Source organism: Variovorax boronicumulans (assembly GCF_030812215.1).
Lineage (GTDB): Bacteria > Pseudomonadota > Gammaproteobacteria > Burkholderiales > Burkholderiaceae_C > Variovorax > Variovorax boronicumulans_C.
Genome location: NZ_JAUSSG010000001.1, coordinates 812812 through 834788 on the forward strand (window position 1 = coordinate 812812; position 21977 = coordinate 834788).

Genomic DNA, 21977 nt, shown 5'->3' on the forward strand with positions numbered 1-21977 from the left:
CGCAGATGGCTGACCTCGTCCTGGAGGTCAACAACATCGAGGTGGTCTACAACAAGGTCGTGCAGGTGCTGCGCGGCCTGTCGCTGGCCGTGCCGCGCGGGCAGATCGTGGCGCTGCTGGGGAGCAACGGCGCGGGCAAGTCGACCACGTTGAAGGCGGTATCGGGATTGCTGGCATTGGAAGACGGCGAGGTCGAGGCCGGCCGCATCGTGTTCGACGGCGCGCCGACTGCGCAGCTCGCGCCCCAACAACTCGTGCGGCGCGGACTCAGCCATGTGATGGAAGGCCGCCGCGTCTTCGAGGACCTCACCGTCGAGGAAAACCTCGTGGCCGCGACCTATGCGCTCACGGGGCGCGAAGGCGCCGCAGCGCCGCGCAACTTCGACGACGTGTACGCCTATTTCCCCCGCCTGCACGAGCGCCGCAAGGGCCTCGCGGGCTATCTGTCGGGCGGCGAGCAGCAGATGCTGGCCATCGGCCGCGCACTGGTCGCGCAGCCCAAGCTGATCCTGCTGGACGAACCCTCGCTGGGCCTCTCGCCCAAGCTGGTGGAAGACATCTTCACGATCATTGCGCGCATCAACGCCGAGCGCGGCACCTCGATGCTGCTGGTGGAGCAGAACGCGAGCGTGGCGCTGGCCATCGCGCACACGGGCTACATCATGGAAAGCGGCAAGGTGGTGATCGACGGCAGCGCCGAGCGCCTGGCCGCCGACCCCGATGTGCGCGAGTTCTACCTGGGCGTGGGCGGCAGCGGCGAGTCGCGCAGCTTCCGCGCGCTCAAGCACTACAAGCGCCGCAAGCGCTGGCTGTCATGACCGAGGCGCCTCTTCCCTCCCTCACGCTGCCGCAGATGCTGCGCGAGCAGGCGCGCATGCAGCCGCAGCGCATCGCGATCCGGCAGAAGGACTTCGGCATCTGGCATCCGCTGGACTGGGCCGGGTACCTGCGGCGCGCCACGCATTTCGGACTTGGCCTGCATGCGATGGGCCTGGCATCGGGCGGGCACCTCGGGGTGATTTCGGAGAACCGCGTCGAATGGCTGCTCTCGCAGATGGGCGCGGGGCTGATCGGCGCGGTGACCGTAGGCGTCTACCCGACCAGCCCGAGCAACGAGGTGGCCTATGTGGTCGGGCATGCGGACATCGAGGTGATCGTCTGCGAAGACCAGGAGCAGACCGACAAGGTGCTCGACGCCATTGCGCAGCTGCCGCGCCTGCGCAAGATCGTGGTGATCGAGACCAAGGGCCTCGCGAGCTACCCGCCCGAAGTGCGCGAGCGCATCGCGACGTTCGCGGAAGTCGAAGAGGCCGGCGCCCGGGTGCAGGCGCGCGAGGGCACCGCGCCGGTCGACGCCGCCCTGCAGCGCCAGACACTCGCCGACACCGGCTTGATGATCTACACCTCGGGCTCCACCGGCAAGCCCAAGGGCGCGATGATTTCGTACCGCAACATCCGCGGCGTGGTGCCCGGCATCGTCGAGCGTCTGGCGCTCGATGGCGACACCACACACCTGTCGTACCTGCCGCTGTGCCACGTGGCCGAGCAGATGCTCACGGCCTTCGTGCCGGTGTACCTGGGCTCGCAGGTGAACTTCGGCGAATCGATCCGCACCGTGCAGGAAGACCTGCGCGAAGTCGCGCCCACGATGTTCCTCGGCGTGCCGCGCATCTGGGAGAAGCTGCATGCGGGCATCAGCATCAAGATGCAGGAGACGGGGCGCCTGCAGCGCGCGCTGTTCCACCGGGCCATCGCGGCCTGTGCGCCGCTCGCCGAGAAGCCGCGCAGCACCTGGACGCTGGCCGAGCGCGGCCGCTTCGCCCTGGCCTACTGGACGGTGCTGCGCGCGCTGCAGAACTTCATCGGCCTGCGCCGCGCGCGCATCGCGCTCACCGGTGCTGCGCCGATTCCGGCGGACGTGGTGCGTTTCTTTCGCACGCTGGGCGTGCCGCTGGTGGAGGTGTACGGCCTCACGGAATCGACCGGCATGATCGCCGGCCACCGCAGCGACGCGGTGAAGATCGGCACCGTCGGCCCGCCCACGCAGGGCACCGAGCACCGCGTCGGCGAAGCGGGCGAATTGCTGGTGCGCGGCGAGATGGTGTTCGAGGGCTACTACAAGAACCCCGAGGCCACGGCCTCATCGATCCGCGAGGGGTGGCTGTACACCGGCGATGTGGTGCGCGAGGAAGACGGCCAGCTGCGCATCGTCGACCGCCTGAAGGACATCATGATCACTGCCGGCGGCAAGAACCTCACGCCGTCCGAGATCGAGAACACCATGAAGGGCAGCCCCTTCATCAAGGAATGCATCGTGGTGGCGGACGGCCGCAAGTTCGTCGGTGCGCTGCTGCAGATCGATTACGAAACGGTGGGCAAGTGGGCGGAGGCCGAGCGCATTCCGTTCACCCATTTCCGCTCGCTGGTGGAGGAGCCGCGGGTGCGGGCCCTGATCGAGACGGAGATTGCGCGAGGCAACGAGAAACTGGCCCAGGTGTCGCAGATCCGGCGTTTTCATCTGCTCACCAAAGAGTTGGACCATGACGACGGTGAAGTCACCGCCACCATGAAGGTGCGGCGCTCCAGCATCTACAAGACCTACGCCAGCGAGATCGAGGCGCTGTACAGCGCCTGATCGGACGTGTGCCCTATTCGCCGCGAACGGGGCGGGCCCGCACGTCGGTCACATCGTCGGCGCGGCCCAGCGTGATGGGGCTGCGCACCGACTCGCCGCGCGCACGGGCGCTGACCACGTCGGCGGCGGTGGGTTCGGCCGGCTTTGCCGCATTGCGAAACCGGTCGAAGCCCGAGCGTGGGTTGAAGCGCCCGCCCATCGAAGCCATCCAGGGCGTCACGGGCTTGCCCGTGAGACGCCCCCAGGCGTAGCGCACGCCCCACACGGCCGCCAGCAGCATGACCGCGACGGCCAGGCTGGCCGCGAAAACCAGCCCGAGGAGCAGAAGAATGACGCGAAGAATGAAGTTCATCATCCGACTTTAGGCCGAGGCCGCCGCCGTTGGTTCCCCGCCCTTGCTGAACGAGAACTGGCCCGGCGACTGGATCGGGTCGGTGTTGACCTCGATCGTGTCCTTCGGCCCGAAGCTGCCGTCCAGCAACAGCTTGGAGAGCGGGTTCTCGATGCGCTGCTGGATCGCACGCTTCAACGGCCGCGCACCGAACACCGGGTCGAAACCGACCTTGGCGATCTCGGCCAGCGCCGCGGGCGACACCTCCAGGCCCAGGTCCATCTTCGCCAGACGCGCCTTGAGCACCTTCAACTGGATCGCGGCGATCGATTCGATGTTCTTCGCGTCGAGCGCGTGGAACACGACCGTCTCGTCGATGCGATTCAGGAACTCGGGACGGAAGTAGTTCTTCAGTTCGTCCCACACCGCTTCCTTGATCTCTTCCGAAGGCTTGCCCACCATGGCCTGGATGATCGGCGAGCCGATGTTGCTCGTCATCACGATCACGGTGTTCTTGAAGTCCACGGTGCGGCCCTGGCCGTCGGTCAGGCGGCCATCGTCGAGCACCTGCAGCAGCACGTTGAAGACGTCGGGGTGCGCTTTCTCGACCTCGTCGAGCAGCACCACGCTGTAGGGCTTGCGGCGCACGGCTTCGGTGAGGTAGCCGCCTTCTTCATAGCCCACGTAGCCCGGTGGCGCGCCGATGAGGCGGGCGACCGAATGCTTCTCCATGAACTCGCTCATGTCGATGCGGATCAGGTGGTCTTCGCTGTCGAACAGGAAGCCAGCGAGCGCCTTGCACAGCTCGGTCTTGCCCACGCCCGTGGGGCCGAGGAAGAGGAACGAACCCGTGGGGCGGTTCGGATCGGACAAGCCCGAGCGCGAGCGGCGGATCGCGTTCGCGACCGCGCCGATGGCCTCGTCCTGGCCGACCACACGCTCATGCAGCTTGTCTTCCATCACGAGCAGCTTGTCGCGTTCGCCCTGCATCAGCTTGGCGACCGGGATGCCGGTGGCGCGCGCCACGACCTCGGCGATTTCTTCAGCGCCGACTTGCGTGCGCAGGAGCGTGGGCGCGCTGGACTTGCCCTTGCTCGCTTCGCTGGCTTCGGCCTCCTTCAGGCGCTTCTCGAGCGCGGGCAGCTGCCCGTATTGCAGCTCGGCGACTTTGTTGAAGTCGCCCTTGCGCTTCCATTCCTCGATCTGGAACTTGATCTTGTCGATGTCCTCGCGCACATGCGCGCTGCCCTGGGCCTGGGCCTTCTCGGCCTGCCAGACCTCGTCGTAGTCGGCAATTTCCTTCTGCAGCTTGGCGATCTCGTCCTCGATGAGGCCAAAGCGCTTCTGCGAGGCTTCGTCCTTCTCGCGGCGCACGGCTTCGCGCTCGATCTGCAGCTGGATCAGGCGGCGGTCGAGGCGGTCCATCACCTCGGGCTTGGAGTCCATCTCGATCTTGATCTTGGCCGCGGCCTCGTCGATCAGGTCGATGGCCTTGTCGGGCAGGAAACGGTCGGTGATGTAGCGGTCGGAGAGCTCGGCCGCGGCCACGATGGCCGGGTCGGTGATCTGCACGCCGTGGTGCACTTCGTACTTCTCCTGCAGGCCGCGCAGGATCGCGATGGTGGCCTCGACGCTCGGCTCGCCCACGATGATCTTCTGGAAGCGGCGCTCCAGGGCAGCATCTTTCTCGATGTATTTGCGGTATTCGTCCAGCGTGGTCGCGCCCACGCAGTGCAGCTCGCCGCGCGCGAGCGCAGGCTTGAGCATGTTGCCCGCGTCCATCGCGCCCTCGGCCTTGCCGGCGCCGACCATGGTGTGCAGCTCGTCGATGAAGACGATGGTCTGGCCTTCGTCCTTCGCGAGCTCGTTGAGCACGGTCTTCAGGCGCTCTTCGAATTCGCCGCGGAACTTGGCGCCGGCCAGCAGCGAGGCCATGTCGAGCGACAGCACGCGCTTGCCCTTGAGCGAATCGGGCACCTCGCCCGCGACGATGCGCTGCGCAAGGCCTTCGACGATGGCGGTCTTGCCGACGCCGGGTTCACCGATGAGCACAGGGTTGTTCTTGGTGCGGCGCTGCAGCACCTGGATCGCGCGGCGGATCTCCTCGTCACGGCCGATGACCGGGTCGAGCTTGCCGAGACGCGCGCGCTCGGTCAGGTCCATGGTGTATTTCTTGAGGGCTTCGCGCTGGCCTTCGGCATCGGCGCTGTTCACGCCCTGCCCGCCGCGCACAGCGTCGATGGCCGATTCGAGCGACTTGCGGCTCAAGCCATTTTCTTTCGCGATCTTGCCGATGTCGGATTTGCTGTCCGCCACGGCCAAAAGGAAAAGCTCACCGGCAATGAACTGATCATTGCGCTTGATGGCTTCCTTCTCGGTGGCCTGCAGCAGCTTGCCGAGGTCGGGGCCGACCTGCACGATGTCGTGCCCCTGCACCTGCGGCAGCTTCTTGATGGCGGCTTCGGCCGCCTGCAAGAGACCCGGGACGTTGACGCCGGCACGCTCCAGCAGGGCGCGGGGGCCGTCGTCCTGGCGCAGCATCGCGACCAGCAGGTGGGCCGGTTCGATGTAGGCGTTGTCGTTGCCGAGCGCCAGCGTCTGGGCATCGCTCAGCGCTTCCTGAAATTTGGTGGTGAGTTTGTCTTGTCGCATGGTGGTATTCCTGCATCCAAAATAGGGCCGTTCGGGCACGATTCAAGGTTGTAAATCGGGCTCGTGCCGTGGGCACGGGTATTGCACGGTGCCCCGCACCTTCCTGCCGTAGGCATTTCTCTCTCTCGAATGGAGTCGATCATGGTTTTTTCAACGCAGCGCGTTCAGCCGGTCCGCCGGGCGATCAGCGCCGGCCTCTTTCTAGCCGCCGTGAGCCTGTCGGGCCTTGCGCAGGCGCAAAGCGGCACGCCCATCCGCCTGCTCGTGGGCTTTCCGGCCGGTGCAGGCACCGACGCCATTGCACGCACGCTGGGCGAAAAACTCAAGGACGTGCTGGGCGTGCCGGTGGTGGTCGAGAACCGCGCCGGCGCGGGCGGCCAGATCGCCGCGACGGTGCTGAAGTCCTCGCCCGCCGACGGCCACACGTTGTTCCTCACGCACGACCACACGATCTCGATCCTGCCGCAGGTGGTGAAGAACCCGGGTTTCAACCCCGCCACCGACTTCGTGCCCGTGGCCGGCTTCGCCACCTTCGCCAACGTGCTGGCCGTCTCGGGCGGCACGCCGGCCAAGAGCGTCGACGAGTACGTGAAGTGGGTCCGCACCGCCAAGGGCGGCAAGGAGACCATCGGCATCCCCGCGCCCGCGTCGATTCCCGAATTCCTCGTGAAGATGATCTCGGACAAGTACAAGATCGACGTGCAGCCCGCGCCCTACCGCGGCAGCGCGCCGATGACAGCCGACATGCTGGGCAACCAGATCACCGCGGGCATCGCCTCGGTGCCGGACTTCATCGAAAACCACAAGGCAGGCAAGGTGCGCATCGTGGCCTCCATCGGCGCCAAGCGCCAGGCGGTGATTCCGAACGTCCCGACCTTCACCGAACTGGGCTTCTCGAACCTGGAAGACCTGCCCTACTACGGCATCTTCGCGCCGGTGGGCACGCCGCAGCCGATCATCGACAAGTACGGCGATGCGCTGCAGAAGGTGCTGGCCATGCCCGATGTGAAGCAGAAGCTCACGACGATGGGCCTCACGGTCGGCTATGAGCCGCAAGGCCAGTTCGCGGGCCGTGTGCGGACGTATACGCAGACCTGGGAGCGGATCATCCAGGCCAGCGGGTTCAAGCCGCTTTGAGCTTGCCCTAGGCGTTCGGGGCAGAGATGCCCCAGCGCGCCAACGCCGCGTCGTCGCTGACGCGCGCATCGACCCAACGGGCGCCTTCGGGCGTCTGTTCTTTTTTCCAGAACGGCGCTTGGGTCTTCAAGTAGTCCATCAGGAACTCACAGGCCTCGAAGCTCTGGCCGCGGTGGGCCGAGATCACGGCCACCATCATGATCTGGTCGAGTGGCTGCAAGAGGCCGACGCGGTGGATCACGCGCGCGCCGAGGATGTCGAAGCGCTTGTGCGCCTCGTCGATCATGGCCTCGATGGCCTTCTCGGTCATGCCGGGGTAGTGCTCCAACTCCATCGAAGCCACGGTGCTGCCGTCATTGCGGTCTCTCACCGTGCCTATGAAGCTGCAGACCGCGCCCACGCGCTTGTCGCCCGCACGCAACGCGGCGAGCTCCTGGCTTAAGTCGAAATCACCCGTCTGGATCGAAACACGCGCAACGCTCATGTCCGGATTGTGTCATCGAGATAGACTGCGTCCATGCCTTGCCTCGCCACGCTCTCCACGGTGCCCTCGCACCCCGAGGGCCGTTGCGCGCGCCAGGGCAGCAAAGCCAAAAAACCAAAGCTCGTCTGACCGGAGCTGCGGTTCCGTCGTCGGATGAGCGACGGAACCTGCCAAGAGGCTTTGACCCCAGCATGGTTGTGCGCGCATCGGACGGTGGTTCTTTCCATCGGTTGATTCCTGAAAGGAAGCCTGCGTGCCACAACAACAAACCACCTCCCCTGATTTTTCGGGTCTCTGGATTCCGCTCGTCACGCCGTTCCGCGACGGCGCGGTCGACCATGCGGCACTCGCCACGCTGACCCGGCGCCTCGCCGCCGACGGCGTGGCCGGCTTCGTGGTCTGCGGCTCGACCGGCGAAGCCGCCGCACTCGACGAGGCGGAGCAACTGGCGTCGCTCGACACCGTGCTGGCGGCCGCCAGTGGCCTGCCGGTCGTCATGGGGCTCTCGGGCTACCACCTGGGCAAGACAACGGCCTGGGTGCGCAAGCTCTCGGAACAGCCGCTCGCGGGCCTGCTGGTGCCTGCGCCGCACTACATCCGCCCTTCGCAGGCAGGCCTCCTCGAATGGTTCCGCGCGATTGCCGATGCGAGCGCGGTGCCGGTGCTGATCTACGACATTCCCTATCGCACCGGTGCCACGCTCTCGCGCGAGACGCTGCTCGCGCTGGCTGCGCACCCGCGCATCAGGGGCATCAAGGACTGCGGCGGCGACATGGCCAAGACACGCGCCCTGATCGCCGACGGTCGGCTGCAGGTGCTGTCGGGCGAAGACCACCAGGTCTTCTCGACGGTGGCCGAAGGCGGCGCGGGCGCCATCGCTGCGAGCGGGCATGTGCAAACGAAGCGCTTCGTGCAGGTGCTGCGCCTCCTGGCCGACAACCGCCTCGCCGAGGCGCGCGCCGAGTGGCAACCGCTGCAGCCGCTGATCGAGATGCTCTTCGCCGAACCGAACCCCGGTCCGTTGAAGGCGCTGCTGGCGCACGGCGGCGCGATGCGCGACGAGTTGCGATCGCCGATGACGCGCGCCTCCGAGGGCCTGCGCGAACGCCTGGTGGCGCTGGACGCGCGGCTCAGCCGCCCGTAACCGGCGGGAAGAACGCGACCTCGCAGCCTTCGTGCAGGGCTGCGGCTTCGTCGCTCATGACCTGGTCGAGCGCCATGCGCACCGCCTTGCCGCGCGCGAGAGCGGTGGCGTGCGCACCGCCGCGTGCAATGAGTTCGTCGCGCAGTGCGGCGAGCGTTTCGGCGCGGGTGTCGACGGTTTCGTTGCTGCTGGAAAGCGCCTCGCGCACCGAGGCGAAATAACGGATCTGGACCTTCATGGGAATCTCAGGCGAGCAGCGAGGCGAAGGGAATGAAGTTCACGGTGTCGCCCGACTTGATCGTCCGGCCCGAAGGGTTGTCGACCACGCCATCGCCCCAGACCATCGAGGTCAGCACGCCGGAGCTCTGGTTGGCGAACAGGTCGAGCCCGCCCGCGGCGTTGCGCCGAGCGCGCAGGAACTCGCGGCGCTTGTCGGCGCGCGGCCAATCGAAATCGGCGCGCATCTGCACGGCCTCGGGCGTCACGCGATCAGCGCCCTGCAGCGTCAGCAGGAAGGGGCGCACGAGCATCAGGAAGGCCAGGAAGCTCGACACCGGATTGCCGGGCAACCCCGTCACGTGGCATGCGCCCTGACCGTTGCTGCGCGGGATCGCGCCATAGGCGAACGGCTTGCCGGGCTTCATCGACAGCGACCACAGCTGCAGCTCGCCGAGTGTCTGCAGCGCGGCGCGGATGTGGTCTTCCTCGCCGACGGAGACGCCGCCGGTGGTGATGATCAGGTCGCTCGCCTCGGCCGCATCGCGCAATGCCGCGATGGTGGTCTCGCGGTTGTCGGGCACGATGCCCAGGTCGTTCACCTCGCAGCCCAGGCGGTGCAGCAAGGCGCGCATGAAGAAGCGGTTGGAGTTGTAGATCGCGCCGGGCTTCATCGCGTCGGGTGCGACCTCGCCGGGCATCACCAGCTCGTCGCCGGTGGAAAGCATCGCCACGCGCGGCTTGCGCGTCACCTGCACTTTGTGGAAGCCCACGCTGGCGGCAAGACCGAGCGCCGCGGGCGTGAGGCGTTCGCCCTTCTTCAGCACGACGTCGCCGGAGGCCACGTCCTCGCCCGCGCGGCGGACCCACTGGCCGGTTGCCGGAACGATCGCGATGCGCACTGAACCCAGGCCGCCTTCCTCCGGCACGGCGGTCGTGTCTTCCTGCATCACGACGGCGTCGGCGCCCTCGGGAATCTGCGCGCCGGTGAAGATGCGCGCCGCGGTGCCGGCCGCGAGCGGCGTGCCGACGGTGCCCGCGGGAATGCGCTGCGTTACCTGGAGCACGGCGCCCGGCACGGTGCAATCGGCCGCGCGAACCGCGTAGCCGTCCATTGCGCTGTTGTCGCGCGGCGGCACGGTGAGCCCGGAGACGAGGTCCTGCGCGAGCACGCGGCCATCGGCATCGAAGGTGACGACGCTCTCGGCGGGGAGCTTCGGCGCGGCCTTGGCCAGCAACTGCGCGATGGCTTCGTCCAGCGGCATCAGCGGGGGCCGCGCGTTGGACGCGGAGAACGGAACGGGTGTGTCAGCCATGGTGTTCCGGGTTGTACTCGAAGCGCTCGCCATTGGCGATGAGCCACTGTGCGATGGCCTCGGCGTCGTTGAGGTCGAACAGCTGCCGCTCGGTGTGCGACGGCAGCTTGCCGGGCGCATCGGTGGCGACGGCGGTGACGAACGGATCGTCGGTATAGAGCACGGGCCGCAGCGCCTCGCCTGCTTCAGGCAGGCGCCAGACCTCGATCTTGAGTACGTCGCTGTGCCGGAAGCCTTCGACCAGCACCCAGTCGACGGCCGGGTGGAGCTCGGCCAGCAGCTGGTGGACGCTGAGATCGACCGGCGTTTCGAATTCGCGCATCACCGCCAGTCGCTTGTCGGAAGCGACCACCACCTCGAAGGCCCCGGCCTCGCGGTGGCGGTATGTGTCCTTGCCCGGATGGTCGATGTCGAACTTGTGGTGGGCATGCTTGACCACCGAGACGCGCTTTCCGAGCCGCTTGAGCACGGGGATCAGCTTTTCCACCAGCGTGGTCTTGCCCGCGCCCGAGTAGCCGGCGAATCCGACGACCTTCATGTCGGACGGCCCGCGACGTCAGTCACAGTTCTGGGCGATGTAGGCCTTCACGGCTTCCGCGTCGGCCGGCAGCTTGACCACGCGCTTGGGGAGCGCCTCGATGCCTTCGAACTTGGCGGGGCGGTCAGGCTCATGGCCCAGCGCTTCGACGATCGTGGCGGCGAACTTGATCGGCAACGCCGTTTCGAGCACCACCATCGGCACGCCCGGCGCGAGGAATTCGCGCGCGGCCTTCAGGCCGTCGGCCGTGTGCGGGTCGACCAGCGTGGCGAAGCGCTTCTCGGTGTCGCGGATGGTGGCGAGGCGGTCGGCATGCGTGCTGCGGCTGCTCTTGAAGCCGAAGCGCTCGGCCGCCTGCTTGAAGGCCGGGTCGGCGCTCAGGTCGAAGCGGCCTTCGAGGCCCAGGTCTTCCACGAACAGCTTGCGCAGCTTGGCCGCGTCACGGCCCACCAGGTCGAACACGAAGCGCTCGAAATTGCTGGCCTTGCTGATGTCCATCGACGGGCTGGAGGTCTCGTGCGTGTCGGCCGCGCCGCGCACGCGGTAGATGCCGGTGCGGAAGAACTCGTCGAGCACGTCGTTCTCGTTGGTGGCAACCACCAGCGTCTGGATCGGCAGGCCCATCATGCGCGCCACGTGGCCCGCGCAGACGTTGCCGAAGTTGCCCGAGGGCACGGTGAAGCTCACCGGCTTGTCGTTGCTGGCCGTGGCCTGGAAGTAGCCGGCGAAGTAGTAGACGACCTGCGCGAGCAGGCGCGCCCAATTGATCGAATTGACCGTGCCGATGCGGTACTTGCGCTTGAAGCCCAGGTCGTTGGACACGGCCTTCACGATGTCCTGGCAGTCGTCGAACACGCCGGTGATGGCGATGTTGTGGATGTTCTCGTCCTGCAGGCTGAACATCTGCGCCTGCTGGAACGGGCTCATGCGGCCGTCCGGCGAGGTCATGAAGACGCGCACGCCCTTCTTGCCGCGCATGGCGTACTCGGCCGCGCTGCCGGTGTCGCCGCTGGTGGCGCCCAGGATGTTGAGCTCGGCGCCGCGGCGGGCCAGTTCGTACTCGAACAGGTTGCCCAGCAGCTGCATCGCCATGTCCTTGAAGGCCAGCGTGGGGCCGTTGGACAGGGCTTCGATGTACACGCCGTCTTCCAGTTCGCGCAGCGGCACGATCTCGTCGGTGCCGAACACCTCGGCGGTGTAGGTCTTGGCGCAGATGGCCTTCAGGTCAGCCGCGGGGATGTCGTCGATGTAGAGCGAGAGGATCTCGAAGGCCAGCTCGGCGTACGGCAGTTCGCGCCACTTGGCGAGCGTGGCGGCATCGACCTGCGGGTAGGTTTCCGGCAGGTACAGGCCGCCATCGGGCGCGAGGCCTTCGAGAAGGATTTCGCAGAAGCGCTTGCGGTCGGGGTGGCCGCGGGTGCTCAGGTAGTTCACTTCAACTCTTCCTTGCGGATGCGCACGATGGGTTCGAGCACCGTGGGCAGCGCCTGCAGCTCGGCCAGCACATCGTCGACGGCGCCTTCGCGCGCGTCGTGCGTGAGGATGATGAGGTCCGTTTGCGTAGAGCCCTCGCCGCCCACTTCGTCGGCTTCGCGCTGCAGCACGGCGTCGATGCTGATGCCGGCGGTGGCCAAGAGGCCGGTCACCTTGGCGAGCACGCCGGCCTGGTCGGCCACGCGCAGGCGCAGGTAGTAGCTGGTAACGACCTCGGCCATCGGCAGCACCTTGAGGTCGCTCATCGCGTCGGGGTGGAAGGCCAGGTGCGGTACGCGGTGCGCGGCGTCGGCCGTGTGCAGGCGGGTGATGTCGACCAGGTCGGCGATCACGGCGCTCGCGGTCGGCTCGCTGCCGGCGCCCTTGCCGTAGTAGAGCGTGGTGCCGACGGCGTCGCCATGCACGACCACCGCATTCATCGCGCCTTCGACGTTCGCCAGCAGGCGCTTGGACGGCACGAGCGACGGATGCACGCGCAGCTCGATGCCCTTGGCCGTGCGCTTGGTGATGCCCAGGAGCTTGATGCGGTAGCCGAGCTGCTCGGCGTACTTGATGTCCTGCGCAGCGAGCTTGGTGATGCCCTCGATGTGCGCCTTGTCGAACTGCACCGGAATGCCGAACGCGATGGCGCTCATCAGCGTGACCTTGTGGCCGGCGTCGACGCCCTCGATGTCGAAGGTCGGATCGGCTTCGGCGTAGCCGAGGCGCTGGGCTTCCTTCAGCACGGTGGCGAAGTCCAGGCCCTTGTCGCGCATCTCGGAGAGGATGAAGTTCGTGGTGCCGTTGATGATGCCGGCCAGCCACTGGATGCTGTTGGCCGTGAGGCCTTCGCGCAGCGCCTTGATGATCGGGATGCCACCGGCCACCGCGGCCTCGAAGGCCACCATCACGCCCTTGGCATGCGCAGCCGCGAAGATCTCGGTGCCGTGCACTGCCAGCAGCGCCTTGTTGGCGGTGACCACGTGCTTGCCGGCCGCGATGGCTTCGAGCACCAGCTGTTTCGCGACGCCGTAGCCGCCGATCAGCTCGATGACGATGTCGATGTCGGGGTTGGCGATGATCTCGCGCGCATCGGCCACCACCTTGACGCCCTCGCCGACCACTTCGCGGGCGCGGGCGGTGTCCAGGTCGGCCACCATGGTGATCTCGATGCCGCGGCCGGCGCGGCGCTTGATTTCTTCCTGGTTGCGCTGGAGCACCTTGAAGGTGCCGCTGCCGACCGTGCCGGCGCCGAGCAGGCCTACTTGGATGGATTTCATTGGGAGAGTCGCACTCATGGCGTTGATGATTTGGAAGGGGCAGGCTTCAGGTGTCGCCGGCAAGGCCACGGCACACGCCGTGGCCGGCAGATTTCAGGATGCAGTCTTGCGGCGCAGGCGGTACTGCTCGAGGAACTTCGCGATGCGGTTGATGGCCTCGCGCAGGTCGTCTTCGTGGGGCAGGAACACGATGCGGAAATGGTCCGGCGTGGCCCAGTTGAAGCCGGTGCCCTGCACCAGCATCACGCGGGTCTCCTTCAGCAGCTCAAGGAAGAACTGGCGGTCGTCCGCGATCGGATAGACCTCCGGGTCGAGCCTGGGGAACATGTAGAGCGCGGCGCTCGGCTTGACGCAGGTCACGCCCGGAATGGCGGTGATCAGCTCGTAGGCCAGGTCGCGCTGGCGGCGCAGGCGCCCGCCATCGCAGACCAGGTCATTGATGCTCTGGTAGCCGCCCAGGGCCGTCTGGATGGCCCATTGGCCCGGCACGTTGGCGCACAGGCGCATGTTCGAGAGCATGTTCAGGCCCTCGATGTAGTCCTGCGCAGCGCGCTTGTCGCCCGAGACCACGACCCAGCCGGCACGGTAGCCGCACGAACGGTAGCTCTTGGAGAGCGAGTTGAAGGTGAGCGTGAGCACGTCGGTCGACAGGCTGGCGATGGCGGTGTGCTTCACCCCGTCGTACAGCACCTTGTCGTAGACCTCGTCGGCAAAGATCACGAGGCCGTGTTCGCGAGCGATGGCCACGATGCTCTTGAGCAGATCGTCGGAATAGAGCGCGCCGGTCGGGTTGTTCGGGTTGATTACCACGATGCCCTTGGTGCGGGGCGTGATCTTGGCGCGGATGTCGTCCAGGTTGGGCATCCAGCCATTGGCCTCGTCGCAGAGGTAGTGCACCGGGGTGCCGCCCGAGAGGCTGGTGGAGGCGGTCCACAGGGGGTAGTCGGGGGCCGGCAGGAGCAGCTCGTCGCCGTCGTCGAGCAGCGCGTTCGTGGACATGGCGATGAGCTCGCTGGCGCCGTTGCCCAGGTAGATGTCGTCCAGCGTGACACCGGCAATGCCCTGCTTCTGCGTCTCGTGCATCACCGCCTTGCGCGCGGCGAAGACGCCCTTGCTGTCGGAATAGCCCGCCGAATTCGGCAGGTTTCGGATCATGTCCTGCTGGATCTCCTCGGGCGCATCGAAGCCGAACACGGCGAGATTGCCGATGTTGAGCTTGATGATCTTCTGGCCGTCGTCCTCCATCTGCTTGGCCGCGTCCATGATGGGACCGCGGATGTCGTAGAGAACGTTGGCCAGCTTGGCCGATTTCTTGAGCTGCTTCAAAGGGCCCTCCCGGGCGGGTTTACTCGAGGATCAAAGGCCCCTGCAGGCCTCGTGTCACTGGGGAAAACCTATAATTTGACCACAGTTCCCAGTGACCAGATGAAGCTCCAGCCCGACAAATCCGACGCCCAGTCCCTCACCGCACACGGCCCCGGCTGGGTCGCGATCAACAACGAAAAGGTCGAGGGCAGCGTGGTGGTCGGCTCGCGCGGCGAACGTTTCGAATGGAATTGCACCCGTTTCGACGAACTCGGCCCGGAACATTTCGCGCAGCTTGCCGAACTGGGGGCCGAATTGATCATTTTCGGCAGCGGAACCCGCATCCGCTTTCCGCAGCCCGCCTGGCTCCAGCCACTGATGGCGCGGCGCACCGGCGTCGAGACCATGGACACCCCGGCAGCCTGCCGGACCTACAACATCCTTGCCGGCGAAGGCCGGCATGTGATTGCTGCCCTGCTGGTCGAGAGCCCGCCGTCTGACTGAGAGGGGTATTTTCGGGGTAAAATAGCGGGTTGCGAACAGGCCAGCTACCCCAAAGTTAGCAACGACCAATCCTCCGTGCATCGAGTCTGCCCCGAAGAACTCGATCCATGGAATCTAACGGAGAAAACAAGTTTCATGGCGATCGTTGTCAACAAACCCATTCCTGAATTCGACGCCAACGCCACGGGCGGCCTCAAGGTCTCGAATACCTCGCATCTCGGCCACGTGCTGGTCATGTATTTTTACCCGAAAGATAACACCCCGGGTTGCACGACCGAAGCGATGCAATTCCGTGACCGCTACAAGGATTTCGAGAAGGCCGGCGCCACCGTTTTCGGCGTTTCCCGTGACAACATGAAGTCGCACGACGAATTCAAGGCCAAGCTCGAGCTGCCTTTCGAACTCATTGCCGACACCGAAGAAAAAATGTGCCACATGTTCGGCGTGGTCAAGAACAAGATCATGTATGGCAAGAAGGTCAAGGGCATCGAACGCAGCACCTTCCTGATCGGCGCCGACGGCATCCTGAAGGCCGAATGGCGCGGGCTCAAGGTTCCGGGCCATGTCGACGACGTGCTCAAGGCCGTCAAGGCGCTCAAGAAGGCCGCCTGACGCTGCAAGGCGCGACCAGAGAACGCTTTGATGGATTGCGTGGGGAATGCCCAACGCAGTACGTAAAAGCCGCAAAGAGCCTCTGGCGCGTCATCTGCGGTGTGCATAATGGCCTCATGCCGTTGAGCTCCACGACCGCATCCCCCGAACAAAGCCGCCTTGGTCTTCAGGCGGCTTTTTCGTTTCTTGGTTTCCACTTTCCTGCGAGCGACCCCACACATGCCATTGCCCCCCGCCCCCACGAAACGCGCCGCATTGCTTTCGCCGGACGCGATCGACGCGCCCGCCCGGTCCTCGCACAGGGGGTCGCGCCGCTCCGGCGACCAGCGCGCTGACGAAACGGCCTCGAACGGGCCGCAGCCGCTGGAATTGTTCGACAACCTGGGTGCCGAGGCAGCAGGCGGCGGCGAAACCGCGCGCCCATCGCGCCGAGCCAAATCCCGGACAGCGCCCGCACCGGCGCCCACCCCGCAGCAACCTGCTGCCATCCAGGTCGAGACCCGGGTGCCCACAGCACCCGCCCCGACCTACGCACCCGCTCCCACGGCAGCCGCGCCCCAGGCCCCTGCACGCCCCAAGCGCAGCAAATCCACCGGTCCGGCCAAGCTGTTCGTGCTCGACACGAATGTGCTGCTGCACGACCCGATGTGCCTGTTCCGCTTCGAGGAGCACGACATCTTCCTGCCGATGATCGTGCTGGAAGAGCTCGACGGCCACAAGAAAGGTACCACCGAAGTCGCCCGCAACGGCCGCCAGACCAGCCGCACGCTCGATGCGCTGGCCGGTGCGCAGGACGCCGACATCGACAAGGGCCTGAAGCTCGACACCACCGGCCATCGCGAGGCCGGCGGCCGTTTGTTCTTCCAGACCGCGCCACTCGACTACTCGCTGCCGATCAGCCTGCCCCAAGGCAAGGCCGACAACCAGATCCTGGGCGTCGTGCACGCGCTGCGCGACGAGTACGCCAAGGACCGCCCCGGCAAGCCGAAGCAAGAGGTGGTGCTGGTGTCCAAGGACATCAACATGCGCGTCAAGGCGCGCGCGCTGGGCCTGGCCGCCGACGACTACCAGAACGACAAGACGCTGGAAGACGGCGACCTGCTCTACGCCGGTTCGCTCGCCCTCCCGCCCGACTTCTGGACCCGCCAGAGCAAGACCGTCGAGAGCTGGCAGAGCGGCAGCAACACCTTCTACCGGATCAGCGGCCCGCTGGTGCCGAACCTGTACATCAACCAGTTCGTCTTCTTCGAGGCCCCCGGCGAGCCGAGCATGTACGCGCGCGTCACCGAAATCCGCGACAAGACCGCGGTGCTCAAGACGCTCAAGGACTACAGCTCGGGCAAGAACGCGGTGTGGGGCGTGAACACGCGCAACCGAGAGCAGAACTTCGCGATGAACCTGCTGATGGACCCGGAGATCGACTTCGTCACGCTGACCGGCACCGCGGGCACCGGCAAGACCCTGATGGCGCTGGCCTCGGGCCTCACGCAGGTGCTGGACGACCGCCGCTACACCGAGATCATCATGACCCGCGCGACCGTGAGCGTGGGCGAGGACATCGGCTTCCTGCCCGGCACCGAGGAAGAAAAGATGGGCCCCTGGATGGGCGCGCTCGACGACAACCTCGAGTTCCTGGCCAAGGGCGACGGCGGCGGCGCCGGCGAGTGGGGCCGCGCAGCCACCAACGAGTTGATCCGCAGCCGCATCAAGGTCAAGAGCATGAACTTCATGCGCGGGCGCACCTTCCTGAACAAGTACGTGATCATCGACGAGGCGCAGAACTTGACGCCCAAGCAGATGAAGACGCTGATCACGCGCGCGGGTCCGGGCACCAAGATCATCTGCATGGGCAACCTCGCGCAGATCGACACGCCGTACCTCACGGAAGGCTCCTCGGGCCTCACCTTCGCGGTCGACAAGTTCAAGGGCTGGCCGCACGGCGGGCACATCACGCTGGCGCGCGGCGAGCGCTCGCGCCTGGCTGACTTCGCGAGCGACGTGCTGTAAGAAAAGCCGACCCGCGGCCATCGAGCCCGCGCATGCTCCCAGGAGCAGCGCGGGCTTTTTTTCGCCGCGTGATGACAGGCTCCTGACAAGACGTTGTCAGGAGGCGGTCCGCACCATCGAGGCTCCTTCCCACACAACGAAAGAGAGCCCTCCATGACAAACGCCATCAGCTGGTTCGAGATCCCGGTCGCCGACCTGGACCGCGCCCAGGCCTTCTACGAAACCGTGCTGGCGCGCAAGCTGCGCCGCGAAAGTCTCGGCGGCGAGGCGCTGGCCATTTTTCCGTATGACGCTCCGGGCGTCGGCGGCGCCTTGCAGGCCGGGGCCAGCGCCGCCGCCCGTGTGGGCAACAGCATCCGCATCTACCTCGATTGCATGCCCAGCATCGACGCCGTTCTCTCGCGCATCGAGGCCGCTGGAGGACAGGTCGTGGCGCCCAAGTCGGCACTGCCGCCGGGCATGGGCTTCATCGCCCATCTGCGCGACACCGAAGGCAACGAAGTCGGCCTTCACGCTCTCGCCTGAAAGCACCATGGCACAGCGCAACTGGATCATCGTTGCCAGCGCCGAACACGCCCGGCGCGGGCGCGACCACAGGCCGCTCGGCTTCATGCAGGTCGGCCACGGCAAGCTGGGCCCGCTCAAGCGGGTCGCCGCAGGCGACCGCGTGGCCTACTACTCGCCGGCCACGGTGTTCGGCGGCACGGACAAGCTGCAGAGCTTCGTGTCGATCGGCATCGTGCTGCCCGGCGAACCGTACGAATTCGACATGGGCGGCGGCTTCATTCCGTGGCGCCGCGACGTGAGCTATGCGGCGTCGCACGAGGCCCCATCGCGCCGCTGATCGAACGCCTCGCCTTCATCGAAACGCCCAAGCAGTGGGGTTACAAGTTCCGCTTCGGCATATTCGACGTGACCGACGCCGACATGGCGCTGATCGCCCAGGCCATGAAAGCCGACCTGAAAATGCTCGCCCTTTGAGCAGCATCACCCGAACAGAACATCGCAGACGCAGGAGAAGAATCCATGGAACCCACCCGCCAACACCACGACGCCTTTCGTGTCGCCGGCCTCACGGCTCGCACGACCAATCGCGAAGAAAACGATCCCGCCACCGCCCGCATCGGCGCGCTGTGGGGCCGCTTCTTCGGCGAGCAGACCTACGAGTCGACGCCCCATCGCACGAGCGACACGCGCATCTTCGGCATCTACTCCGCCTACGAATCCGATGCCCACGGCCCGTTCGACATCACCGTCGGCGTGGCCGTCTCGAATCGCGCGGACAGCGTGGCCGTCGAAGCGGGCGACTACATGGTCTTCAATGGCCAGGGCGAGATGCCGCAAATGGTGATCGCCACCTGGCAGCGCATCTGGCAGTATTTCGAGGCGCACCCGGAAATCGTGCGCCGCTACCGCAGCGATTTCGAAGCCTACGAGGGGCCGGACAAGGTGGCGATCCACATCGGAGTTGCATGAGCATGAAGAAGAGCTGGCGCGACAGGCTCGCCAGCTACCCTCACCTGCCAAGCGTCAAGGAGATCCCCGCGCCGATGCGAAAGCGCCACGGCGAGGGCACCATCGCCACGCCCTCCCCGCGCGAGGTCGAGGAGGCGATGCGCGGTGTGCCCGAAGGCCGGCTCGCAACCGTGATGGGCATTGGCGAGGACATCGCGATGCGCCACTGCGCCACCATCGGCTGCACCGTGACCACGGCGATCTTTGCGCACATGGTCGCGCACGCCACCGAAGAGTCGGTAAAGGGGAAGGACCGCACGCCCTATTGGCGCACACTCAAGATCGGCGGCGAACTCAATCCCAAGTACCCCGGGGGCATCGAGGCGCAGATGGCCAGGCTCGAGGCCGAGGGCCATACGGTCGTGAAGCGCGGCAAGCGCTACTTCGTCGAAGGCTTCGCCAAGAAGCTCTCAGGAACGCGCTGATGCGCCGCGCCGACCGCCTCTTCCAGCTCGTGCAGCTCATCCGCGGGCGCCGGCTCACCACGGCCGCATTTCTCGCGCAGCGCCTGGAGGTGTCGGAGCGCACGGTGTACCGCGACGTGGCCGATCTGCAGCACCAGGGCGTGCCGATCGAAGGCGAAGCCGGCGTGGGCTACCGGCTGGGCGTGGGCTTCGAGCTGCCGCCGCTCATGTTCACCCAGGACGAGGCCTCGGCGCTCGTGGCCGCGGCGCGGCTCGCGCAGAGCTGGGTCGATCCGGCGCTGGCGCGCGACATCGAATCGGGGCTGGGCAAGATCCTCTCGGTGCTGCCGCCGGCCGCACGCGTATCGGCGGAAGCGCTGGCGCTCTATGCGCCTGCGCTGGGCCTGAACGACGTCATGGGCGCCCGGCTGCAGACCTTGCGCGAGGCCGTGCAGGCGCGCCAGAAGCTGCGCCTGAACTACCGCGACGTGTCGGGAGACGCCAGCGAGCGCACGGTGCGGCCGCTCGGCTGCTTCTACTGGGGGAAGGTCTGGACGCTCTCGACCTGGTGCGAACTGCGCAACGACTTTCGCGGTTTTCGCGTCGACCGCATGGACGCGGTCGAGGTGCTGTCCGACCGTTTCCGCGACGAGCCGGGCAAGACGCTGGCCGATTTGCTGCGCCAGGTGAAAGCCCGGCAGATGGAGACGACACCGCCGGAACCTCAGGTATGGTCATCGAAGGCCCAGGGGCCTCCACCCCTCTGACGCTGCGTCAGTACTGGTCGCTGTGGCTGTAGCCTTCCAGGTTCTCGAACTTGGTGATCGGCTTCAGGAAGGCCAGCTTGACGGTGCCCGTGGGCCCGTTCCGGTGCTTGCTGATGATCACCTCCGCCACGCCCGGCTCCTTGCTGTTCTTGTCGTAGTAGTCGTCGCGGTAGATGAACATGATGATGTCCGCGTCCTGCTCGATGGCACCGGATTCGCGCAGGTCGCTCATCATGGGGCGCTTGTCGGTCCGGCTTTCCACGCCGCGGCTGAGCTGCGAGAGCGCGATCACCGGGCACTTGAGCTCCTTGGCGAGCATCTTCAGGCCCCGCGAGATTTCACCCACGGCGGTTGCACGGTTCTCGTCGCCGCTCGAACTGGTCGACATGAGCTGCAGGTAGTCGACCACGATCAGCCCCAGGCGCCCGTACTGTCGCGCGAGCCGGCGTGCATTCGCGCGCAGTTCGCTGGTCGACAGGCCCGGCGTCTCGTCGATGTGCAGCGACACGGTGCGCAGCTTCTCGATGGCTTCGGTCAGGCGCGGCCACTCCTCGTCGCTGAGCTTGCCGGTGCGCAGGTGCCCCTGGTCGATGCGACCGATCGAGCCCACGATACGCACCGCCAGCTGGGAGGCGCCCATTTCCATCGAGAACACGGCAACCGGCAGGCCTTCGTTGAGCGCCACGTGCTCGGCGATGTTGATGGCCAGCGAGGTCTTGCCCATCGAGGGGCGCGCGGCCAGCACGATCATGTCGCCCGGTTGCAGGCCCGAGGTCATCTTGTCGAAGTCGTGAAAGCCGGTGCGCACGCCAGTGATGTCGTTCGGGTTCTCGGCCATCTCGGTCACGCGATCGAGCAGTTCGACCACCAGGGCGTCCATGCTCTGGAAGCCCTGCTTCATCCGCGAACCTTCTTCGCCGATGTTGAAGATCTTCTGCTCGGCTTCGTCCAGGATCTTGTCGACCGGCTTGCCCTGCGGGTTGAAGGCGTTGGTCGCGATCTCGTCGCTGGCCGAGACGAGCTTTCGCAGGATCGAGCGCTCGCGCACGATCTCCGCATAGCGCCGGATGTTGCTCGCGCTCGGCACGTACTGCGCGAGCGAATTCAGGTAGACCAGCCCGCCGATCTCGTCGGCCTTGCCCAGGCTCTGCAACTGCTCGAAGACCGTGATGACGTCGGCCGGCTTGCTGGCATTGATCAAGCCTCCGATCGCCGCGTAGATCAGCTTGTGCTCGTGGCGATAGAAGTCGCCGTCGACCAGCAGGTCGCCCATGCGGTCCCAGGCGCCGTTGTCGAGCAGCAGGCCGCCGAGCACGCTCGATTCGGCCTCGATGGAGTGAGGCGGAATGCGCAGTTGGGCGATCTGGCGGTCGGCCGACGAATTACCGTCGGTATAGGAGAAAACGGCGGACATGGACTTCCCTTGCAACCCTGCATGCTAAGCCGCGCACGGCGCTGCGCCTGTGGACAAGGTTGTGAATAAACAGTGATCTTCCAGTGCAGTGCGCTGGAAAACCCAGGCGGGCGCCGCCGGGCCGCCCCAAGGCGAGCCGCGCAGCCCCCTCGGGGGAGTGGCGTTACGCGCAGCGAAAAGCCGGGGGCAACATTCGCAAAAAGAAAAGCCGCCCGAAGGCGGCTTTCGCGGCAGCGCACGAGG

At 66.3% G+C, this 21977-nt stretch carries 21 protein-coding genes and 1 pseudogene; 12 read left to right on the plus strand and 10 right to left on the minus strand.

Going from position 1 to position 21977, the window contains the following annotated elements; genetic code table 11:
* Positions 1-5 precede the first annotated feature (5 nt).
* Together J2W23_RS03790 and J2W23_RS03795 are read left to right on the plus strand one after the other, a co-directional pair.
* Positions 6-818, plus strand: a complete 813-nt coding sequence (locus J2W23_RS03790) for an ABC transporter ATP-binding protein (protein ID WP_307647734.1) — start codon at positions 6-8, stop codon at positions 816-818.
* Complete coding sequence (locus J2W23_RS03795) at positions 815-2635, plus strand: AMP-dependent synthetase/ligase (protein WP_307647735.1); 1821 nt, start codon at positions 815-817, stop codon at positions 2633-2635. Before J2W23_RS03790 ends, J2W23_RS03795 begins: the two co-directional genes overlap by 4 nt.
* Positions 2636-2648: 13 nt before the next feature.
* Here J2W23_RS03795 and J2W23_RS03800 read toward each other — a convergent pair whose 3' ends face one another.
* Both J2W23_RS03800 and clpB read right to left on the minus strand, forming a co-directional pair.
* Entirely contained in the window at positions 2649-2990 is a 342-nt protein-coding gene (locus tag J2W23_RS03800) for a hypothetical protein (RefSeq protein ID WP_307647736.1), read from the minus strand.
* Positions 2991-2996: 6 nt separating this feature from the next.
* On the minus strand, positions 2997-5618 hold the full coding sequence (gene clpB / locus J2W23_RS03805; protein ID WP_307647738.1) for an ATP-dependent chaperone ClpB: 2622 nt from the start codon (positions 5616-5618) through the stop codon (positions 2997-2999).
* Between the two features lie 141 nt (positions 5619-5759).
* On the opposite strand from clpB, the gene J2W23_RS03810 reads away from it, so the two are divergent.
* Positions 5760-6755, plus strand: coding sequence for a Bug family tripartite tricarboxylate transporter substrate binding protein (locus J2W23_RS03810; RefSeq protein ID WP_307647739.1), 996 nt, complete (start codon positions 5760-5762; stop codon positions 6753-6755).
* A 7-nt stretch (positions 6756-6762) separates the two neighbouring features.
* Here J2W23_RS03810 and J2W23_RS03815 read toward each other — a convergent pair whose 3' ends face one another.
* Positions 6763-7239, minus strand: coding sequence for a molybdenum cofactor biosynthesis protein MoaE (locus J2W23_RS03815; protein ID WP_307603589.1), 477 nt, complete (start codon positions 7237-7239; stop codon positions 6763-6765).
* 253 nt (positions 7240-7492) lie between these two features.
* On the opposite strand from J2W23_RS03815, the gene dapA reads away from it, so the two are divergent.
* The gene (gene dapA / locus J2W23_RS03820) at positions 7493-8383 is read left to right on the plus strand and encodes a 4-hydroxy-tetrahydrodipicolinate synthase (RefSeq protein WP_307647740.1); all 891 of its coding nucleotides are present in this window, start codon (positions 7493-7495) and stop codon (positions 8381-8383) included.
* On the opposite strand, the gene moaD is transcribed toward dapA, so the two are convergent.
* The 6 genes from moaD to J2W23_RS03850 form a co-directional block, all read right to left on the minus strand.
* Entirely contained in the window at positions 8370-8621 is a 252-nt protein-coding gene (gene moaD, locus J2W23_RS03825; RefSeq protein WP_307647741.1) for a molybdopterin converting factor subunit 1, read from the minus strand. The two genes, dapA and moaD, sit on opposite strands and share 14 nt — an antisense overlap.
* A 7-nt stretch (positions 8622-8628) precedes the next feature.
* Positions 8629-9915, minus strand: a complete 1287-nt coding sequence (locus tag J2W23_RS03830) for a molybdopterin molybdotransferase MoeA (protein WP_307647742.1) — start codon at positions 9913-9915, stop codon at positions 8629-8631.
* On the minus strand, positions 9908-10453 hold the full coding sequence (gene mobB / locus J2W23_RS03835; protein WP_176658451.1) for a molybdopterin-guanine dinucleotide biosynthesis protein B: 546 nt from the start codon (positions 10451-10453) through the stop codon (positions 9908-9910). The genes J2W23_RS03830 and mobB overlap by 8 nt, the downstream gene beginning before the upstream one ends.
* Before the next feature lie 18 nt (positions 10454-10471).
* Positions 10472-11887 (minus strand): threonine synthase, encoded by a 1416-nt coding sequence (gene thrC / locus J2W23_RS03840; protein WP_307647743.1) that lies wholly within the window; start codon positions 11885-11887, stop codon positions 10472-10474.
* Positions 11884-13206 (minus strand): homoserine dehydrogenase, encoded by a 1323-nt coding sequence (locus J2W23_RS03845; RefSeq protein ID WP_176658453.1) that lies wholly within the window; start codon positions 13204-13206, stop codon positions 11884-11886. The genes thrC and J2W23_RS03845 overlap by 4 nt, the downstream gene beginning before the upstream one ends.
* Positions 13207-13299: 93 nt before the next feature.
* Entirely contained in the window at positions 13300-14532 is a 1233-nt protein-coding gene (locus J2W23_RS03850) for a pyridoxal phosphate-dependent aminotransferase (RefSeq protein ID WP_176658454.1), read from the minus strand.
* Positions 14533-14631: 99 nt separating this feature from the next.
* On the opposite strand from J2W23_RS03850, the gene J2W23_RS03855 reads away from it, so the two are divergent.
* The 8 genes and pseudogenes from J2W23_RS03855 (at position 14632) to J2W23_RS03890 (ending at position 20320) form a co-directional block, all read left to right on the plus strand.
* Positions 14632-15015, plus strand: a complete 384-nt coding sequence (locus J2W23_RS03855; RefSeq protein ID WP_176658455.1) for an Mth938-like domain-containing protein — start codon at positions 14632-14634, stop codon at positions 15013-15015.
* Between the two features lie 135 nt (positions 15016-15150).
* Positions 15151-15627 (plus strand): peroxiredoxin, encoded by a 477-nt coding sequence (locus tag J2W23_RS03860; protein WP_007830801.1) that lies wholly within the window; start codon positions 15151-15153, stop codon positions 15625-15627.
* A 219-nt stretch (positions 15628-15846) separates the two neighbouring features.
* Entirely contained in the window at positions 15847-17634 is a 1788-nt protein-coding gene (locus J2W23_RS03865) for a PhoH family protein (RefSeq protein WP_307647744.1), read from the plus strand.
* Positions 17635-17787: 153 nt separating this feature from the next.
* Positions 17788-18159 (plus strand): VOC family protein, encoded by a 372-nt coding sequence (locus tag J2W23_RS03870; protein ID WP_307647745.1) that lies wholly within the window; start codon positions 17788-17790, stop codon positions 18157-18159.
* A gap of 7 nt (positions 18160-18166) precedes the next feature.
* A pseudogene (locus tag J2W23_RS03875) lies at positions 18167-18615 on the plus strand (EVE domain-containing protein).
* A 45-nt stretch (positions 18616-18660) separates the two neighbouring features.
* Entirely contained in the window at positions 18661-19110 is a 450-nt protein-coding gene (locus J2W23_RS03880; RefSeq protein WP_307647747.1) for a GyrI-like domain-containing protein, read from the plus strand.
* Positions 19107-19574: a 6-O-methylguanine DNA methyltransferase gene (locus tag J2W23_RS03885; RefSeq protein WP_307647748.1), complete on the plus strand. Its 468-nt coding sequence runs from the start codon at positions 19107-19109 to the stop codon at positions 19572-19574. Before J2W23_RS03880 ends, J2W23_RS03885 begins: the two co-directional genes overlap by 4 nt.
* Positions 19574-20320 (plus strand): helix-turn-helix transcriptional regulator, encoded by a 747-nt coding sequence (locus J2W23_RS03890; RefSeq protein ID WP_307647749.1) that lies wholly within the window; start codon positions 19574-19576, stop codon positions 20318-20320. The genes J2W23_RS03885 and J2W23_RS03890 overlap by 1 nt, the downstream gene beginning before the upstream one ends.
* A 7-nt stretch (positions 20321-20327) precedes the next feature.
* Here J2W23_RS03890 and dnaB read toward each other — a convergent pair whose 3' ends face one another.
* On the minus strand, positions 20328-21734 hold the full coding sequence (gene dnaB, locus J2W23_RS03895; RefSeq protein ID WP_307647750.1) for a replicative DNA helicase: 1407 nt from the start codon (positions 21732-21734) through the stop codon (positions 20328-20330).
* Positions 21735-21977: the final 243 nt, after the last annotated feature.